13 protein-coding genes and 1 pseudogene are annotated in these 17,769 nt (G+C 71.2%); 8 read left to right on the forward strand and 6 right to left on the reverse strand.

The genetic code is table 11. The features are described 5' to 3' along the window. Nucleotides 1–43: 43 nt before the first annotated feature. The gene (locus FLL47_RS16415) at nucleotides 44–685 is read left to right on the forward strand and encodes a tetratricopeptide repeat protein (RefSeq protein WP_144121377.1); all 642 of its coding nucleotides are present in this window, start codon (nucleotides 44–46) and stop codon (nucleotides 683–685) included. A gap of 80 nt (nucleotides 686–765) precedes the next feature. On the opposite strand, the gene FLL47_RS42965 is transcribed toward FLL47_RS16415, so the two are convergent. Further along, complete coding sequence (locus tag FLL47_RS42965) at nucleotides 766–936, reverse strand: hypothetical protein (protein WP_186315762.1); 171 nt, start codon at nucleotides 934–936, stop codon at nucleotides 766–768. Between the two features lie 245 nt (nucleotides 937–1,181). Continuing rightward, entirely contained in the window at nucleotides 1,182–2,042 is an 861-nt protein-coding gene (locus FLL47_RS16420; protein WP_186315763.1) for a GNAT family N-acetyltransferase, read from the reverse strand. Between the two features lie 64 nt (nucleotides 2,043–2,106). Between FLL47_RS16420 and FLL47_RS16425 the strand changes: the two genes are divergently transcribed. Both FLL47_RS16425 and FLL47_RS16430 read left to right on the forward strand, forming a co-directional pair. After that, on the forward strand, nucleotides 2,107–2,793 hold the full coding sequence (locus FLL47_RS16425; RefSeq protein WP_222106092.1) for a DUF2238 domain-containing protein: 687 nt from the start codon (nucleotides 2,107–2,109) through the stop codon (nucleotides 2,791–2,793). Nucleotides 2,794–2,872: 79 nt separating this feature from the next. Beyond that, the gene (locus tag FLL47_RS16430; RefSeq protein WP_144121379.1) at nucleotides 2,873–3,649 is read left to right on the forward strand and encodes a methyltransferase domain-containing protein; all 777 of its coding nucleotides are present in this window, start codon (nucleotides 2,873–2,875) and stop codon (nucleotides 3,647–3,649) included. 59 nt (nucleotides 3,650–3,708) lie between these two features. Here the strand turns inward: FLL47_RS16430 and FLL47_RS16435 are convergent, their stop codons facing one another. Continuing rightward, on the reverse strand, nucleotides 3,709–5,808 hold the full coding sequence (locus tag FLL47_RS16435; RefSeq protein ID WP_246158029.1) for an endo-1,4-beta-xylanase: 2,100 nt from the start codon (nucleotides 5,806–5,808) through the stop codon (nucleotides 3,709–3,711). A gap of 189 nt (nucleotides 5,809–5,997) precedes the next feature. On the opposite strand from FLL47_RS16435, the gene FLL47_RS16440 reads away from it, so the two are divergent. After that, nucleotides 5,998–6,642 (forward strand): hemerythrin domain-containing protein, encoded by a 645-nt coding sequence (locus tag FLL47_RS16440; RefSeq protein WP_144121380.1) that lies wholly within the window; start codon nucleotides 5,998–6,000, stop codon nucleotides 6,640–6,642. Between the two features lie 94 nt (nucleotides 6,643–6,736). Here the strand turns inward: FLL47_RS16440 and uvrB are convergent, their stop codons facing one another. Next, nucleotides 6,737–8,893 carry an excinuclease ABC subunit UvrB gene (gene uvrB / locus FLL47_RS16445; RefSeq protein WP_144121381.1) on the reverse strand — a complete coding sequence of 719 codons (2,157 nt, stop codon included), beginning with the start codon at nucleotides 8,891–8,893 and terminating at the stop codon, nucleotides 6,737–6,739. A 390-nt stretch (nucleotides 8,894–9,283) separates the two neighbouring features. Here uvrB and FLL47_RS42970 point away from each other — a divergent pair, with 390 nt between their 5' ends. Then, nucleotides 9,284–11,002: a hypothetical protein gene (locus tag FLL47_RS42970; RefSeq protein ID WP_186315764.1), complete on the forward strand. Its 1,719-nt coding sequence runs from the start codon at nucleotides 9,284–9,286 to the stop codon at nucleotides 11,000–11,002. A gap of 106 nt (nucleotides 11,003–11,108) precedes the next feature. Here FLL47_RS42970 and coaE read toward each other — a convergent pair. Together coaE and rpsA are read right to left on the reverse strand one after the other, a co-directional pair. Then, a pseudogene (gene coaE, locus FLL47_RS16455) lies at nucleotides 11,109–11,696 on the reverse strand (dephospho-CoA kinase); the annotation flags it as partial. Between the two features lie 308 nt (nucleotides 11,697–12,004). Continuing rightward, the gene (gene rpsA / locus FLL47_RS16460) at nucleotides 12,005–13,486 is read right to left on the reverse strand and encodes a 30S ribosomal protein S1 (RefSeq protein ID WP_144121383.1); all 1,482 of its coding nucleotides are present in this window, start codon (nucleotides 13,484–13,486) and stop codon (nucleotides 12,005–12,007) included. Between the two features lie 379 nt (nucleotides 13,487–13,865). Between rpsA and FLL47_RS16465 the strand changes: the two genes are divergently transcribed. From FLL47_RS16465 to FLL47_RS16475, 3 genes are all read left to right on the forward strand, one after another. Beyond that, nucleotides 13,866–14,657 carry a class I SAM-dependent methyltransferase gene (locus FLL47_RS16465; protein ID WP_246158089.1) on the forward strand — a complete coding sequence of 264 codons (792 nt, stop codon included), beginning with the start codon at nucleotides 13,866–13,868 and terminating at the stop codon, nucleotides 14,655–14,657. Between the two features lie 180 nt (nucleotides 14,658–14,837). Continuing rightward, nucleotides 14,838–16,298, forward strand: coding sequence for an amino acid permease (locus FLL47_RS16470; RefSeq protein ID WP_246158031.1), 1,461 nt, complete (start codon nucleotides 14,838–14,840; stop codon nucleotides 16,296–16,298). A gap of 204 nt (nucleotides 16,299–16,502) precedes the next feature. Then, nucleotides 16,503–17,711, forward strand: coding sequence for a S8 family peptidase (locus tag FLL47_RS16475; RefSeq protein ID WP_144121386.1), 1,209 nt, complete (start codon nucleotides 16,503–16,505; stop codon nucleotides 17,709–17,711). The last annotated feature ends 58 nt before the right edge of the window (nucleotides 17,712–17,769 follow it).

Below are 17,769 nucleotides of genomic sequence, written 5' to 3' on the forward strand. Positions count from 1 at the left end.
CGCGGGGCTGCGCAGGCGCCATCCGTCCAACTAGGTTGGTGGGATGAACGGGGACGAACGACTGATCAGCGCAAGCGAGTCGTACGAGAACGCCGTCTTCGGCGGCGACACCACTGCGACCGAGACCGGCCACCACGACCTCGACAGCCTCGAAGCCGACCTGGCCCTGGCCCGCGGCCGGCTGCTGCACGCCGACTTCCTGCACCGGCGCGAGGAGGACCCGGCCGAGCTGCCGGCGTTCGAGCGCGCCGCCGAGCTCTACGCGCGCCTCGGCGACGCGCACGGGCAGAGCCAGGCACTGTTCTGGCTCGGCTGCTTCCACCAGGTGGTCCGCGACGACGCGGACACCGCCCGGCCACTGCTGCAACGCTCGTACGACATCGCGCGGCAGACCGGCGACGCGTTGACGCTGTCGTACGCGGTCCGGCACCTCGGTTTCGCCGACCTGGAGGCGGGTGATGCCGAAGCGGGCCGCGAGAAGCTCGAGGAGTCCGCTCGGCTGCGCCGGGAGCTGGGTTTCCTGCCCGGCCTCGCGGCGGCCCAACTGGCGCTGGCACAGCTGGCCTTCGAGCAGGGGCGCGACGACGAGGCGGCAGCGCTGTTGGCGGAGGCCCGCGAGGCGGCCGCCCGCAGCCGCGCCCACGGCGTGCTCGCCTGGATCGACGCGGCCCGCGTCCGGATCTGACACGTCGGCGCGGAAGCCTGATCAGCTCCCACGCCGACGGTCACGGCTGCGTGCGGGCACAGCGGCCCGCCGCGGACCGGTCATCTGGTCGCCGCCATGACGGCGAGCAGATGGTTGCGGATGGCCTGCAGAGCCGGGTTGGAGGAATTCCAGCCCGTCGCGGCGGTGATGCGCCGCTCGGCGGCCATCAGCGATGGCGCGGCGGCCGCCTCGTCCGGCGACTGCGTGCGCCTGTGCCTGGCTTCGATCATCGAGACCTCCTCGGTGCCTGCCGAGGGCGTCGACACACCGGCAGCGAAGCAGCCCGGAGTACGCGGTTCACGAACCGCCCCACTGCATGTGGGCGCCGTGCCTGTTCCGTTTGGGGAAGCGGCGGTCCACCCGGACCGCCTGTCACGGAACAGGCCCGCCCCTTGCCTGTCCTATGACCGCACCGCCGGTGCCGAAACCTTTCCCGCGTACCTGATTCGGACGCGGGCGGAGCGGGCCGCGGCGCTCAGGAGGGGCGGGCGAAGCGGGCCCGGCGGCCGAGGGCGGTGAAGCCGAGCCGGTGGTAGAGGGCGGCCGCACCCGGGTTGTTGACGTTGACGTCGAGCAGCATCTCGGACGAGCCGTCGGCGGCGGCCGCACGCAGGGCGGCGACCGTGAGGGCCGCGCCGACACCCTGGCCGCGCGCCGCGGGGGTGGTGCCGACCTGCACCAGCCAGCCGTCGCCGCAGACCACGAAGCCGAGGTCGGTGCCGTCCGGGCCGACCGCGAGCAGCGACCACGGCGGGCGGAAGTCGTCGTCGACCAGCCAGCCGGTCCACTGGTCCAGGTCCCAGTCCGGGAAGCCCGGACGCTCGGCGAAGGCTGCCCGGTACGCCGCGTGGAAACGGCTCACCGTCTCCGGGGCCCAGCCGACGAGGCGCACGCCGTCGGGCGGCGCGACGTCGGGGATCTCCTTCAGGTCGTGGCGCATCACGTCCTCCGCGAAGGACAACGTCAGGCCGCGGCTGGCGAACAGGGCCGCAGCGGCGTCGGTCAGCGACTCGGTCTCGACGACCTCGGCCCCGGCCAGGCACCAGTCCAGCGCGGCGGCGCCCAGGCCGCGCCCGCGGGCGGCCGGGTCCACCAGCGCGGTGCCGGTGACCGTGCTGCCGGTGGGCCGGATCGCGGCGGCGGCGACGAGCGTGCCGTCGGGGTCGTACGCGCCGATGGCGAGCCCGCCCTCGGCGGCGTAACGCCGCGCGGTGAAGCCCTCGCCCGCAGCCAGCGGCAGCCCGCCGTCGACGGACAGGCACCGGGCGGCCAGGCGGGACACGGCCGGCACGGCGTCGGCGGCCAGCGGGGCGAAGAGAGCGTCAGCGTCGGTCACGGGACGCGAGCCTAGACGAGTTCGGGGCCGACGGCACTGGATTTGCACTGGCAGCATGGGCGCCGTGAGCACCCCCTCGCTGGAGCACGTCCCATCCGCAGGCGCCACCGCCGACCAGGCCCTCCCGGGTGCTGTCACGGCCCGCCGCCTGCCCCGTGGCCACCTGGTCGCGCTGCTGGTCTTCGCCGCCATCGTCGCCGGGTCGTGGTGGCGCCCCCTCTGGCCCGCCGAGCAGGCGCTGCACCACAGCCTGACCGTGCTGGCCGTGGCCGGTCTGCTGTGGGCGCGGTGGCGGCTGCGGCTGCCGCTGAGCTCGTTCGTGCTGGTGCTGGTCTTCCTGACACTGCACACGGTGGCGGCCCGCTGGATCTACTCGTACGTGCCGTACGAGCAGTGGTGGCACGCGCTGACCGGGGCCGCCCCGTCGGGCGGGCGCAACCACTTCGACCGGCTGGTCCACTTCGGATACGGACTGCTGCTGGCTCCGGTGCTGGTCCGGGTGTGGTGCGAGCGCGGCGCCGGGCGCGGCCGGGCCTGGCTGCAGGCGGTGCAGGTGATCGTGTCCACCGGCGCGCTGTACGAACTGTTCGAGTGGGGCATCGCGCTGACCCTGGCGCCGGACGCGGCCGAGGCCTACAACGGCCAGCAGGGCGACCCATGGGACGCCCACAAGGACATGGCTCTCGCGCTGCTCGGCGCGGCCGTCGGCGCGACGGTCGCCGCCTGCCGCGGGTCTGCGACCCGCCGCTGACCGCCCGGCCACGGGGATCCACACCAGACCTGCACGAACTCTGCACATCCCGCCCGCGGCGCTGTGCTGGGCTCGGTGGATGAACTCGTTCTCGCCCGCCGCGGCAGCGGCACCGGACCGGATCCAGTACCTGGACGCCGTGGCGCGCACCCCCGTCGGTCTCGACTACAAACAGCGGCTCCTCGACCTGCTGCGACCACAGGCCGGGCACACGGTGCTCGACATCGGCTGCGGGCCGGGAACCGACCTGCCCCGGCTCGCCGACGCGGTCGCCGGCACCGGCGCAGTCATCGGGGTCGACGATGACCCGGACATGCTGGCCGAGGCCCGGCGGCGGCTCGCGCACCGGCCGGGTGTCGAGGTCCGCCTCGGTGACGCCCACGAACTCCCACTGGCCGACGCGAGCGTCGACCGGGCCAAAGTGGACCGGGTGCTGCAGCATCTGGCCGACCCGGGCCGGGCGGTGGCCGAGGCGCGCCGGGTGCTGCGCCGCGGCGGCGTGTTCGCGATGGCCGAGCCGGACTGGGACACCCTCACCGTCGCCGACGAGGACGTGGAGACCAGCCGCTGCTTCGCCCGGTTCACGGCGGGCCGGGTCCGCAACGCAACCGTCGGCCGCCGCCTGGTGAGCCTGGCGGCGCGGGCCGGGTTCGGCATCGTTTCGGTGGAGGCGACGGTGGCGCTCTACCGCGACTTCCCGGCCGCCGACCAGGTGCTCGGCCTGCGGCGCAACACCGCCCGCGCGGTCCGGGCCGGGGTCATGGCCGACGAGGTGGCGCGGCAGTGGCTGGCCCGCCTGGAGACCGAGCCGTTCCTGGCCGGTTTCACGTTCTACCTGGTCACCGCGGAAGTCTGAGCGCCCGTACGGCGGCGCACCCGCCACGACGTGACCGTGGCGGGTGCGCCGGCTCGGTCTCAGCCGAGCGCGCAGGTGTTGCCGTTCAGGGTGAACGCCGTCGGTTTGGCATTGGTCCCGTTCCAGCTGCTGAGGAAGCCGAAGGAGACGGTGCCCCCGTTCGCGACGATGGCGCCGTTCCAGGCCGCGTTGGTGATCGTCACGTTCGCGCCGCTCTGCGCGTACGTGCTGCTCCAGGACTGGTTGACGACCTGGCCGTTGGCGAAGGTCCAGCGCAGTGCCCAGCCGTTGACCGCCGCCGGGCCGGAATTGGTGATCACCACGTCACCCTGGAACCCGGTGTTCCACTGGTTGGTGACGGTGTACTTCACCCGGCACGGCACCGGCGGCACCCCGGAACCGCTGGGCGGCGGCGACGCGCTGGCCGACGGGCTCGGCGAGACGCTGGCACTCGGCGAGGCGCTCGGGCTCGGCGACACGCTGGGACTCGGCGACGCCGACCGGCTGGGCGACGCGCTGGGGCTGGGCGGCGCCGACGCGGACGCGCTCGGCGAGGCCGGTCCGGAGGCCGTCGGCGAGGCCGCGCCGATCACGGCCCAGTACGCGGGCTTGGCCTGCAGCTGCACGTCGAACAGCAGCGGGAAGTCCTTGCGGCTCACCGGATAGCTGTCCAGCCAGGTCTCGTCGTCGGCCAGGCCCCAGAACGTCACCGAGGTGATGTTCGCCTTGTACTTGCGGTACACGTCGAACCAGGCCTTGTACCGCGCGGCCTGGCTGGTGAGCCGGTCCGCGGGCGGCGTGGTGAAGCTCTCCGAGCTGCTGGTGTAGATGCTGGTGTCCATCTCGGTGATCTGCTGCTCGACGCCGAGCGGGATGAACGTGGCGATCATCGAGTCGGTCTCCGCGCCGGTCGGCCAGGAGATGTTGCCGTGCTGCTGGTGCCCCACCCCGTCGATCGGCACACCCTCGGCCTTGAGCTGCGCGACCAGGTTGTAGAGCTTGTCGCGCTTGGCAGCCACGTTGGTGTTGTAGTCGTTGATGAACAGCTTCGCGTTCGGCGCGACCTGGCGGGCCACCCGGAACGCGGTGCGGATGTAGTCCAGCCCGGTGATGGTGTACCAGGTGCTGCGGCGCAGGCCGTCGCTCTGGTTCTCGTCGATGACCTCGTTGACCACGTCCCAGGCCGAGACGTCGGCCGCATAGCGGCCGCCGACCGCGCGGATGTGCGCCTCCAGCCGCGCCAGCAGCAGCGTCTTGTTGGCCGCGGTCGCGGTCATCGGCTGCCCGTTGGCGTCGTTGAACACCCAGGCCGGGGTCTGGTTGTGCCAGACGAACGTGTGCCCGCGCACCAACATCGCGTTGGCCCGCGCGAACGCGACGATCGCGTCGGCGTCGGTGTAGGTGAACACGCCCTCGGTGGGCTCGGTGGCGTCCCACTTCATCGCGTTGCCCGCGGTCACCGAGTTGAAGTGCTTGGCCAGCAGCTGGCCCCGCTCGGCGAGCAGCTGCGGGCGGCCGACCGCGGCGCCGATCGGGAAGTCGTTCGCGAACACCGACTTCAGCGACGGGATGTCGGTCTGGATCGGACTGGCGGGCAGGTACGACAGGCTGAAGTCGTCGATGTGGAACGACGCCGTGCCGCTGACCGTCTCGACGTACACGGCGAAGAAGTCCGCGTCGTTGGCGAGCGTGTAGCCGCCGGTCAGCTGGGTCCAGCCGCCGTCGGTGACGGTGGTGCTGTTGACGACCTGCTCGTAGTTGGCCGTGCCCTGCCAGCGGCGTTCCACGCTCATCCGCAGTTGCACGGTGCCCGCGCCCGCGGCGGCGCGCGCCCAGACCGAGTACGTGTAGCGGGTGCCGCGGGTGACGGTGGTCAGCAGGTCCCGGCTGGGACCGTTCCAGGACGCCGTACGGCCCGAGGTGAGCAGGCTGCGGGTGCCCGCGTGCGCGACGGCGGTGCTGTTCTCGACGAGCTCGGCGGTGCCGCGCCGCGCCCAGCCCTGGACCGTGCCGTCCTCGAAGCTGCTGGTCAGCACGGTCACCGGGTCGGCGGCGCGGACGGGGGTGGAGGTGCTCGCGACCACGACCGCGAGCGCGGACAGGGTCAGCATGAGGAGGCCGAGCGTGGCTCGTCCGGCTCTGGAGGAGAGTGTGGGCACTGTGGGGATCCTGTTCCGGGAGGATTCATGCGCGAACGGACGCACACCACTGCCCTTGGCGGTCGGACCGACCACGCCGAGAAGACGACCGCCGAGCCCGGAGGCGATCGGCGTCGATGCTATGAGGTCCGGCAGGCCCCGTCAAACGGGCCAGGTTTGCCTCACCCTGCCTGCGGGTAGCACGGCGGCATGAGCGCTGAGCTGCCACCACTACCGCCCTTGTCCCCCGAAGCCGAGGCCCAATACACCCCCGCCGGGCAGAGCATCGTCGACATGCTGGCCGACGAGCACCGGCAGATCACCCGCCTGTCGGCGGAGCTGGCCACGGAGGCCGCGACGGCCTCACCGGCCCGGCGGCGCCAGGTCGCCGAGGTGGTGACCGCGGTCGTCAGCCGGCACCTGGCGGCCGAGGAGCAGTATCTGCTGCCCACCGTGAAGCACCTGTTCCCCGACGGCGACGACCTGGTCTCCCGGGAGCTCGCCGAGGACGGCGCGATCCGCCAGGTGCTGCAGACGCTGTCGGTCATGCCCGCCGAGGACGACGGCTTCCAGGATCTCGTGCTGGAGGTCGACGCCCACCTGCGCCGCCACAAGCACACGGCCGACCGCCGCATCCACGGCCGGCTGAAGGAACTCGCCGACGACGACGAGCTGATCCGCCTGGGCAACCGGGCCGCGATCGCCGAGGAGGCGGCGGGCACCCGCCCGCACCCCAAGTCGCCCAGCACCCCGCCCTGGAACAAGGTCGTCGACCCGATGCTCGGCGTCGCCGACAAGCTCCGCGACGCCGTCACCGGCCGCCCCACCTACCCCGACCAGCTCGACCCCAAATGACCCCCGCCCCACCTCCTGCCGCAACTTTTGAAGACCCGCGCACTCCCGGCCCCCCGGAAGGCGCGGGTCTTCAAAGTTGCGGCCTGGGGCCGGGTCAGGCGCCGGCGTCCATCTGGCGGAGTTCCTTCTTCAGCTCGGTGATCTCGTCGCGGATGCGGGCGGCCAGCTCGAACTGCAGCTCGGCGGCGGCGGCCAGCATCTGGTCGGTCAGCTCGGTGATCAGCTTGGCCAGCTCGACGCGGGCCATGCCCTCGGTCGCGGCGACCACCGCGCCGCGCTTCTCCGAGGTGGTACGCGCCTTCGAGCGGGTCCCCGGCGTCGGTGCCTTGCCGCGCGACATCTGCCGGCCCGAACCGCCGATGATGTGCCCGCCCGGCCCGTGCCCGGCCAGCGCGTTCTCGGTGTCCTCGGCCTCGCGGTAGATGTCGTCCAGGATGTCGTGGATGCGCTTGCGCAGCGGCTGCGGGTCCACTCCGTGGGCCTCGTTGTATGCCACCTGCTTGGCGCGCCGACGGTTGGTCTCGTCGATCGCCGACGCCATCGACGGAGTGATCTTGTCGGCGTACATGTGGACCTCGCCGGACACGTTGCGCGCGGCGCGGCCGATGGTCTGGATCAGCGAGGTTCCGCTGCGCAGGAAGCCCTCCTTGTCCGCGTCGAGGATCGCCACCAGCGACACCTCGGGCAGGTCCAGGCCCTCGCGCAGCAGGTTGATGCCGACCAGCACGTCGAACTCGCCGATGCGCAGCTCCTTGAGCAGCTCCACCCGGCGCAGCGTGTCGACCTCGGAGTGCAGGTAACGCACCCGGATGCCGTTCTCCAGCAGGTAGTCGGTGAGGTCCTCGGACATCTTCTTGGTCAGTGTGGTGACCAGGACCCGCTCGTCGCGCTCGGTGCGCACCCTGATCTCGTGCATCAGGTCGTCGATCTGGCCCTTGGTCGGCTTCACCACCACCTGCGGGTCGACCAGGCCGGTCGGGCGGATCACCTGCTCGACGAACTCGCCCTGCGCCTGCTTGAGCTCCCACGGCCCCGGGGTCGCGGACAGGAAGACCATCTGGCCCACCCGCTCCAGGAACTCGTCGAAGCGCAGCGGCCGGTTGTCCTGCGCGCTGGGCAGCCGGAAGCCGTGCTCGACAAGCACCCGCTTGCGGGAGGCGTCGCCCTCGTACATGCCGCCGATCTGCGGGATGGTCACGTGCGACTCGTCGATGACGGTGACGAAGTCGTCGGGGAAGTAGTCCAGCAGCGCGTGCGGCGGGCTGCCCTGCTCGCGGCCGTCGATGTGGCGCGAATAGTTCTCGATGCCGTTGCAGAAGCCCACCTGGCGCATCATCTCCAGGTCGTAGGTGGTGCGCATGCGCAGCCGCTGCGCCTCCAGCAGCTTGCCCTGCTGGTCGAGCTCGGCCAGGCGCTCCTCCAGCTCGGCCTCGATGCCGGCGATCGCGCGCTCCATGCGCTCCGGCCCGGCCGCGTAGTGCGTGGCCGGGAAGATCATCATCTGGTCGACGTCCTTGATCACGTCACCGGTGAGCGGGTGCAGGTAGGACAGCCGCTCGATCTCGTCGCCGAAGAACTCGATGCGCAGCGCCAGCTCCTCGTACGCCGGGATGATCTCCAGGGTGTCGCCGCGGACCCGGAAGGTGCCCCGGTTGAACGCCATGTCGTTGCGCGCGTACTGGATCTCGACCAGGCGGCGCAGCAGCTTGTCCCGGTCGATCTCCTCGCCGACCTTGACCTTGACCGCGCGCTCCAGGTATTCCTGCGGGGTGCCCAGGCCGTAGATCGCGGAGACCGTGGCGACCACGATCACGTCGCGGCGGGTCAGCAGCGACATCGTCGCCGAGTGGCGCAGCCGCTCCACCTCCTCGTTGATCGAGGAGTCCTTCTCGATGTAGGTGTCCGTCTGCGGGATGTACGCCTCGGGCTGGTAGTAGTCGTAGTAACTGACGAAGTACTCCACCGCGTTGTTGGGCATCAGCTCGCGGAACTCCTTGGCCAACTGCGCGGCCAGGGTCTTGTTCGGGGCCATCACCAGCGCCGGGCGCTGCAGCTTCTCGATGAGCCAGGCCGTGGTCGCCGACTTGCCCGTGCCGGTCGCGCCCAGCAGCACCGAGTGCTTGTCGCCGCGGCGCACCCGCTTGGCGAGCTCCTCGATGGCCGCGGGCTGGTCACCGGCCGGCACATAGTCGCTGATGACCTGGAACGTCCCGTCCAGGCGGGGGATCGTGGCGGCAACGGTCTCACTCATGTGACCCAACCTACGCCGGGCGTGTGACACTCGCGCGAGCCGCTGTGCAGGTAAGCGAGGCTACTGTGACGGTAGGTGAGTGACCGGCTCCAATATTGCGATTGTGTGTCATCAATCACCGCGATACCGTCGTGTGGTAGGCCGTTCGCGGCGGCCGTCCCAGAGAGACCGGACCTCCACACCGGCCGGTCGTCACCTCTGGCGCACCGGTAGCAGCCTCGATCCGCCCCACCGCAGGATCGATGAGCGCACCGCTGCGGTCGCGCACACTGTGTGCGCCGACCGGCCGCCGCGGGCGGTCTTGACGTATCCGCCCTGGCCCGGACCCCCGACGGCGACCCTGACCGGTTTGGCACGTCACCTCACCCCCGCCGACCCGTTGCATTTGCCGTGGGAACCTCGACCAACGGACGACGCCGGACCCTCCATCTCCTCGCCGCGGGCGGGCTCCTGCTGGGCCTCACCGCGACCCTGACCGGCGGCCTGGCCTCCTGCTCGGCGGACAAACCCGCCGTGGAGAAGAGCCGACCGCTGAACAAGGCCGAACTCGATCGCCTGGCAGGCATGCGGGCGCGCAACTTCGCCGACGGCCGGGTCGGCCTGCACGGCACCATCGGGCCGGGCAGCCGCCAGACCAAGGTCGACGGCTGGGTCGACTGGAAACGCCAGCTGGTCTACCTGTCCGTGTCCGGGACCGGCGCCAAGACGGTGCTGATCCAGGCCACACCCGGGGTGGTGGCGATGCGCCCCGGCCCGCTGCCCGCGGCGTCGGGTCCCGCGCCGGAGTCGGCCCGTGAATCCGCCTCGCCTGCCGCCTCGCCATCATCCGAAGCGAGCGCCGCCGCGGCCGCGGTCCCCGCGGGCAAACCGCCGCTTGCCCCGCCGGAGGACGGCTGGCGGGTGCGCCCGCTGCAGCTCGCCTCCGACGAGGAGCGGCCGATCGACAACCTGGTCGCGTTCCTGTTCCTGCTGGCCAAGCAGGAGGCCGACCCGACCGGGCCACTCGGCGAGCTGCGCAACGAGTGGGTCCGCCGCGACACGTTGGCGGGCACCCCGGTGGACGTGCTGCTCGGCCCGGCGCTGCCGCCGCAGGCCGCGCCCAGCCCCGCACCGTCCGCCAGCACCGCGCCGTCGGCCTCCGCAGCCGCCTCGGCCGGGGTGTCCGCGTCTGCGGCGACCGCGCCGCGAACGGAGGCGACCACGGTGCCGTCCTCCGCCGCCCCCGCGGCCGACGCCTCCGCCGGGGCCGCTCCGTCCGCCACGGTGAGCAGCAGCCCATCGCCCGCCCCCGACCCGAAGTCGCTGGAGGCCAACGGCGGCGCCGTCGGGTACTGGCTCGACGCCAAGGGCTCGCTGCTGCGCCTGGAGACGGTGCTCGGCGACGGCCTGCCGTCCGTGCTCGACCTGGAGCGCGGCCAGCAGCAGGAGTTCGTACGCACGATGGCGCTCGGTGGGCAGGACAACAAGCCCACCGAGATCACCAAGGCCGAAGCCAAGGTGCTGTCCCAGCTGCGCCAGCGCAACCTGAAGGCCCGGGGCGGCGCGGTCACCGTGACCATGCCGGTCAACCCGGGCGCGCTGCGGATCGGCAAGGGCTGGCTGGACTGGCAGAAGCGGCTGGCGTACCTGGCGGTGCGCGACATCGACGACGAGAGCTACGACGTGCTGCTGCACGCCGACCGCGCCGGCATCGCCATCCGCAAGCCGGGCAAGCGCGTGCCCGAGCAGCCGCCGCTGCCCGCGCCGACGGGCAAGTGGGAGCGGGCCGAGTGGGTGGTGCTGGGCAGCTCCGGCGAGATCACCGACCTGGACTACCTGATCTACGAGGCGCTGTCGCTGGCCGCCAACGTGCCGGACGACGCCGAGCACATCCGCAAGCACGGCCGCCGGCTGCGTGTCGACGTGCTGGGCAAGGTGCCGGTGGGCGTGTTCGAGCTGCCCAACGCGGTCGAGGCCAACGTGCCCGCGGGGCAGGCCCGGATGCGCTACTGGGTGGACAACTCGGGTGTGCTGAAGCGGCTCGAACTGCGTACCGCCACGGGTGGTTTCGCCCAGCTCGACCTGGACCTGAGCGAGCGGCCGCCGACCCTCCCGATGAAGGTCAAGTAACCGGCCCCGGGCTCGTCGAGGCCCGTGCCGCTCCGGCGGCGCGGGCCTCGCCTGTTCCCGCAGCCGCGGCGGACTTCGCCGGCCGCCCGCACGCCGTCCCGGGTCAGGGGCGCAGGCGGGTCTGCCAGACCTCGTCGACGGCGGCGCGCAGATCGGCCAGGGTGCCCTCGTTCACGATCGCCACGTCGGCGGCGGCACGGCGCTGCTCGTCGGTGGCCTGCGCGGCGATGCGGGCGCGTGCCTCGGACTCGGTCATGTTGCGGTCGCGCAGCAGCCTGGCCAGCCGGGTCGCCTCGTCCGCGAAGACCACGACGACCAGCTCGTACTGCCCGGCCAGGCCCGCCTCGATCAGCAGCGGCACGTCGTTGACGACCACCGCGTCGGGCGGCGCGGCAGCGGCCAGCTCCACGGTACGGGCCCGGACCCGCGGGTGGATGATCGCCTCCAGGTCCCGGCGGGCCGCCTCGTCACCGAAGACGACCTTGCCCAGCGTCGGCCGGTCGAGCGCGCCGTCCGGCCCGAGCACCCGCGGCCCGAATCGCGCGACCACCTCGGCCAGCCCGTCCGTGCCAGGCGCCACGACCTCTCGGGCCAGCCGATCGGAGTCGATCACCACTGCGCCCAGTTCGGTCAGCCGCGCCGCCACCGCACTCTTACCGGATCCGATCCCGCCGGTCAGCCCCACCCATCGCACCGCCCCATGCTCGCACCCACCGCCGCACGACCCGCCGCGGGGCGGACCGACATCGCGCGTGCCGCCGCCGCGGGCGGGCCGAGATCACGCGAGCCGTCCGCCGCCGGGCGGGCCAAGATCGCTGGACTTGCCAGGCACATGGGCGAATGCGCGGTCAAGATACGCACGGATGCCCGGCAAGTCGGGCGATCTTGCCGCCGCGGGGCCGTGCGTGGACCCGGCCCGGCGTGGGGTACGCAAAAGAGGGCGGCCCCCGACTCCGTGGAGTCGGGGGCCGCCCTTCGGCTTACTCAGGCGCGAGGCGGACCTCAGGCCTTGCCGCCCGCCAGCTTCTCGCGAAGCGCGGCCAGGGCCTCGTCGGTGGCGAGGGTGCCGCTGGGCTCCTCCGCCGCCTTGGCCGGGGCCGGGGTCGAGGTCGACACGTTGCCGGACGGAACCTCCGACGCGGCAGCGGCGTCGGCCGCCCGCGAGGTCACGACCTGCTTGGTGTGCGCCTCCCAGCGCGCGCGGGCGTCAGCGTACTGAGCCTCCCACACCTCGCGCTGCTTCTCGTAGCCCTCGAGCCACTCGCCCGTCTCCGGGTCGAAGCCCTCGGGGTAGATGTAGTTGCCCTCGTTGTCGTACGTCGCGGCCATGCCGTAGAGGGTCGGGTCGAAGTGCTCCTCGCCCTCGACGAAGCCCTCGTTGGCCTGCTTGAGCGACAGCGAGATGCGGCGACGCTCGAGGTCGATGTCGATGACCTTGACCATGACGTCGGAACCGACCTGAACGACCTGCTCCGGGATCTCCACGTGGCGCTCGGCCAGCTCGGAGATGTGCACCAGGCCCTCGATGCCGTCCTCGACCCGGACGAACGCACCGAACGGCACCAGCTTCGTGACCTTACCCGGCACGATCTGCGTGATCGCGTGGGTGCGGGCGAACTGACGCCACGGGTCCTCCTGGGTCGCCTTGAGCGACAGGGAGACGCGCTCGCGGTCCAGGTCCACGTCGAGAACCTCGACCTCGACCTCGGTGCCGACCTCGACGACCTCGGACGGGTGGTCGATGTGCTTCCAGGACAGCTCGGACACGTGCACCAGACCGTCCACGCCGCCCAGGTCCACGAAGGCGCCGAAGTTGACGATCGAGGACACGACGCCCTTGCGGACCTGGCCCTTCTGGAGCTTGTTCAGGAACTCGGTGCGCACCTCGGACTGGGTCTGCTCGAGGTAGGCCCGGCGGGACAGGACCACGTTGTTGCGGTTCTTGTCCAGTTCGATGATCTTCGCCTCGAGCTCGCGGCCGACGTACGGCTGCAGGTCGCGGACGCGGCGCATCTCGACGAGCGAGGCCGGCAGGAAGCCCCGCAGGCCGATGTCGAGGATGAGGCCACCCTTGACCACCTCGATGACGGAGCCACGGACGACGCCGTCGTCTTCCTTGATCTTCTCGATGGTGCCCCACGCCCGCTCGTACTGCGCGCGCTTCTTGGAGAGGATCAGACGCCCCTCCTTGTCCTCCTTCTGGAGAACCAGGGCCTCGATGTGATCACCGACGGTGACGACGTCAGCAGGGTCCACATCGTGCTTGATCGACAACTCACGCGAGGGGATGACGCCCTCGGTCTTGTAGCCGATGTCGAGCAGGACCTCGTCCCGGTCGACCTTGACGACGGTGCCTTCGACAATGTCGCCGTCGTTGAAGTACTTGATGGTCTCGTCAATCGCGGCGAGGAATGCCTCCTCAGAGCCGAGATCGTCGATGGTGACCCTGTTGGCGCTCGAGGTGGCCTCGATGCTGCTCGTCATGTGGACTGTTGCTCCGTCGGATGGATGTTCAGTGTGACCCAGTGGGTGTTCCACTGCCGCTCCCGCTCGCCTACGCTCCGGTGAGTTCCGGCGCGCTACGGGTCTGCTCCATGCCGAGAACCGCGGACGTGCGAGTGCATCGAACAGCTTACCGTGCCCATTACCACACGACGCAACCCCACCCCTCCCGTGACGCTCCCCTCTTCCTGATTCGCGGGACTCCACGGCGATTGCGGGCGAATTGTTCCCTGCGTCACACCCGGTGAGTCGCCCTCGGGTGACCGGCTCGTACGCTGTCCGAGTGGAGATCCATTCTGCCGGTGACGACGACCTCGACCTCGCGCACGACGACCTCGAGGTCGTCGAGTCCGGGCCCGGCGTGACCCGCCGCCCGGTCACCGCCGCGGAGAACCTGCGCGCCTCGCGTGGCTGGTGGGATGCCGACGCCGACAACTACCAGTCCGAGCACGGCGAGTTCCTCGGCGAGGCCGACTTCGTGTGGTGCCCGGAAGGGCTGCGCGAGGCCGACGCGAAGCTGCTCGGCGACGTCTCCGGCCGCCGGGTGCTGGAGCTGGGTTGCGGTGCGGCCGCCGCGGCCCGGTGGCTGGCCGCGCAGGGCGCCGACGTGGTGGCGATGGACCTGTCCGCGGGCATGCTGCGCCACGCCGCCGAGGCGGCCGCGCGCACCGGCATCGCGGTGCCGCTGGTGCAGGCCGACGCCTGCGCGCTGCCCTTCGCCGACGGCGCCTTCGACGTAGCCTGCACCGCGTTCGGCGCGGTGCCCTTCGTCGACGACTCGGCGCTGGTCATGCGCGAGGTGTTCCGGGTGCTCAAGCCGGGCGGGCGCTGGGTCTTCTCGGTCACCCACCCGATGCGCTGGATCTTCCTCGACGACCCCACCGAGGGCGGGCTGCGGGCGGTGCACTCCTACTTCGACCGCAGGCCCTACGTCGAGTACGACGAGCACGGCGCGGCGACCTACGTCGAACACCACCGCACCATGGGCGACCGGCTGCGCGAGCTGCTCGGCGCGGGCTTCACCCTGGTCGACCTGATCGAGCCGGAGTGGCCCGAGGGCCACGAGCAGATCTGGGGCCAGTGGTCCCCGCTGCGCGGGCGCCTCTTTCCCGGCACCGCCGTCTTCGTGGCGGCGAAGCCGGAACGAAGCTGAAGCTCAGCGTGCCCGACGAACCCGCCGACTGACCTCCGTTTTCGCGCGCCGACCACCCACGCGGGGCACCGTGCGGCGTGCAATTGCACTTTTCTCGAAACCGCGCGCAACGGGTTCCGGCGGGCGGATGATCAGGGCGTGGCGATAGGGATATTCAGGACAAAGCGCATCGAAGCCGAGATGGCCGAGACGGTTGAGCCTGAACACAGACTCAAGAAGAACCTGACCACCCTCGACCTGATCATCTTCGGCGTCGCCGTGATCATCGGCACCGGCATCTTCGTGCTGACCGGCCGTCAGGCCGCGGTCAACGCCGGTCCCGCGATCGTGATCTCGTTCGTGGTGGCCGGCATCGTCTGCGCCCTGGCGGCGCTCTGCTATGCCGAGTTCGCCTCGACCGTGCCGGTCGCCGGCTCGGCGTACACCTACTCCTACGCGACCCTCGGCGAGATCGTCGCCTGGATCATCGGGTGGGACCTCGTGCTCGAGCTCGGCCTGGGCGCCGCGGTGGTGGCGCGCGGCTGGTCGGCATACCTGGCCAACCTGCTCAGCCTGCCCGCCTGGGTGGCCGGAGAGAAGGCGATCCCCGACTTCGGGGCGATCTTCATCGTGGCGGTCTGCACCATCCTGGGCGTACTCGGCACGAAGCTGTCCAGCCGGGTCTCCGGCGTGCTGGTCGCCGTCAAGGTGGCCGTGGTGCTGCTGGTGATCGTCGTGGGCGCCTTCTTCATCAAGGCGGCCAACTACAAGCCGTTCATTCCGCCGACCGAGCCGTCCACGCAGACCGGGGAAGGCGTGTGGCACACCCCGCTCTCCCAGCTGATTCTCGGCATCGAACCGGTGCACTTCGGCATCCCCGGCATCCTGGCCGCCGCCGCGATCGTGTTCTTCGCCTACATCGGGTTCGACATCGTGGCGACCACCGCCGAGGAGGTGCGCAACCCGCAGCGGGACATGCCCCGCGGCATCATCGGCTCGCTGGTCATCTGCACCCTGCTCTACGTGGCGGTCTCCCTGGTGATCACCGGCATGGTGCACTACACAGAGCTGGCCGTCGACGCGCCCCTGGCGCACGCCTTCGACGTGGTCGGCCAGCCCTGGGTCGCCAAGCTGATCTCGCTCGGTGCGATCTGCGGCATCACCACCGTGGTGCTGGTGCTGCTGCTCGGCCAGGTCCGCGTGCTGTTCGCGATGTCCCGCGACGGCCTGCTGCCGATCGGCATGGCCAAGGTGCACCCGCGCCACGGCACGCCGTACCTGATCACCATCGGGGTCGGTGTCGTCATCGCCCTGATGGCCGCGTTCATCCCGCTGGAGAAGCTGTCCGAGCTGGTCAGCATCGGCACCCTGTTCGCCTTCTTCGTGGTGGCGCTCGGCGTGATCGTGCTGCGCAAGACCCGGCCCGACCTGCACCGCCCGTTCCGCGTGCCGTGGGTGCCGCTGCTGCCGATCCTCGCCGCCCTGGCGAGCCTGTGGCTGATGCTCAACCTGCCCGTCGACACCTGGATCCGCTTCGCGATCTGGATGCTGCTCGGCTTCGCGATCTACTTCCTGTACAGCTACCACCACAGCCGCGAACGGCCCGGCATCCGCTACGACCGGGATCACGCGACCACGTACGAAGCACCCAAGATCGAATAAATACGGACCGCGCCACGCGCCCGGACCTCAGGTGCCGCCCCGAACGGGGCGGCACCTGACTTTTGCGCCCGACCTGCCCGCGCCCGCCCCGTCGCAACCGAAAACACATCTGGCATCATGCATTGATTCTTGTAACAACGTCTATGTATCCTCCGAGCCAGTTGCCGTCCAAACAGGGCGGCACCTGCTTCTGGGGAGGAAGACGTGCCAACCAACCGGCTTTGGCGTGCCCGCCTACTGGCACTCGCCACGATCACCGCCACCACCCTGACCACTGTCGTGGCCCTGCCGTCACCCGCACTCGCCGCCGGGGCGCCCTACCGGGCGATCCCGGTCCCGATCACCGCTCCCGCCGCCTCCGCGGACACCACCGTCATCCCCGGCGCCTACCTCGTCACCTTCCGGACCGGCGCGGACCGCGGGGTCGCGTTGCGGGCGCTGCAGACCACGGCCCGCATCGACTTCGGGGCCACCGTCAACGGCTTCGCCGCCGACCTGACCGCCGCCCAGGTGCGCGAGCTGTCGCACAGCGCCGACGTGCTCGCCATCGAGCGCGACGCCTGGCACCACCACGTACTCGACACCACGCAGACCAGCCCGCCCGCGTGGGGCATCGACCGCATCGACCAGAACGCGCTGCCGCTGTCGGCGAGCTACACGTACACCGCGACCGGCGCGGGCGTGCACGCGTACATCATCGACTCGGGTATCGACGCGTCCCACCCGAACTTCGGCGGCCGGGCGCAGTTCAACTACAACGCGATCGACAGCAACAACACCGACTGCAACAGCCACGGCACGCACGTCGCCGGCACCATCGGCGCCACCTCCTACGGTGTTGCCAAGTCCGCGACGCTGCACGGCGTGAAATGGCTCAACTGCGCCGGCAGCGGCACCACCTCGGCGGCCGTCGCCGCGGTCAACTGGGTGCGCACCAACCACGTCAAGCCGGCCGTGGCCAACACCTCGTGGAACATGACGTACAGCTCGACGCTGGCCACGGCGCTGACGAACATGATGAACGCGGGCGTATTCCTGGCGACCTCGGCGGGCAACACGGGTGGCAACTCGTGCGACCGGCTGCCGCGCAACCTGACCGCGGCGCTCGTCGTCGCGGCCACCACGTCGACCGACGCCCGGGCCAGCTACTCATCCATCGGCACCTGCGTCGACCTGTACGGACCCGGCTCGGCCATCGTGTCCACGCTGCCCGGCGGCGGCACCGGCAGCAAGAACGGCACCTCGATGTCCACCCCGCACGCCGCCGGCATCGCCGTGCTCTACAAGGCGACGTACGGCGACGCGAGCCAGGCGACCATCCACGCCTGGCTCGTCAACAACGCGACCACGGGCGTCGTCACCGGCAGCCTCTCCGGCACACCGAACCGCCTGCTGAACAAGCGGACCCTGTAAAGGTTCCGCGCGCACCGGGTGTGCCTCCACCGCGCCCGGTGCGCGCCGCTCCGGCCGT

Origin of the sequence: Catellatospora sichuanensis (genome assembly GCF_007483665.1) — a bacterium.
GTDB classification, from domain to species: Bacteria; Actinomycetota; Actinomycetes; order Mycobacteriales; family Micromonosporaceae; genus Catellatospora; species Catellatospora sichuanensis.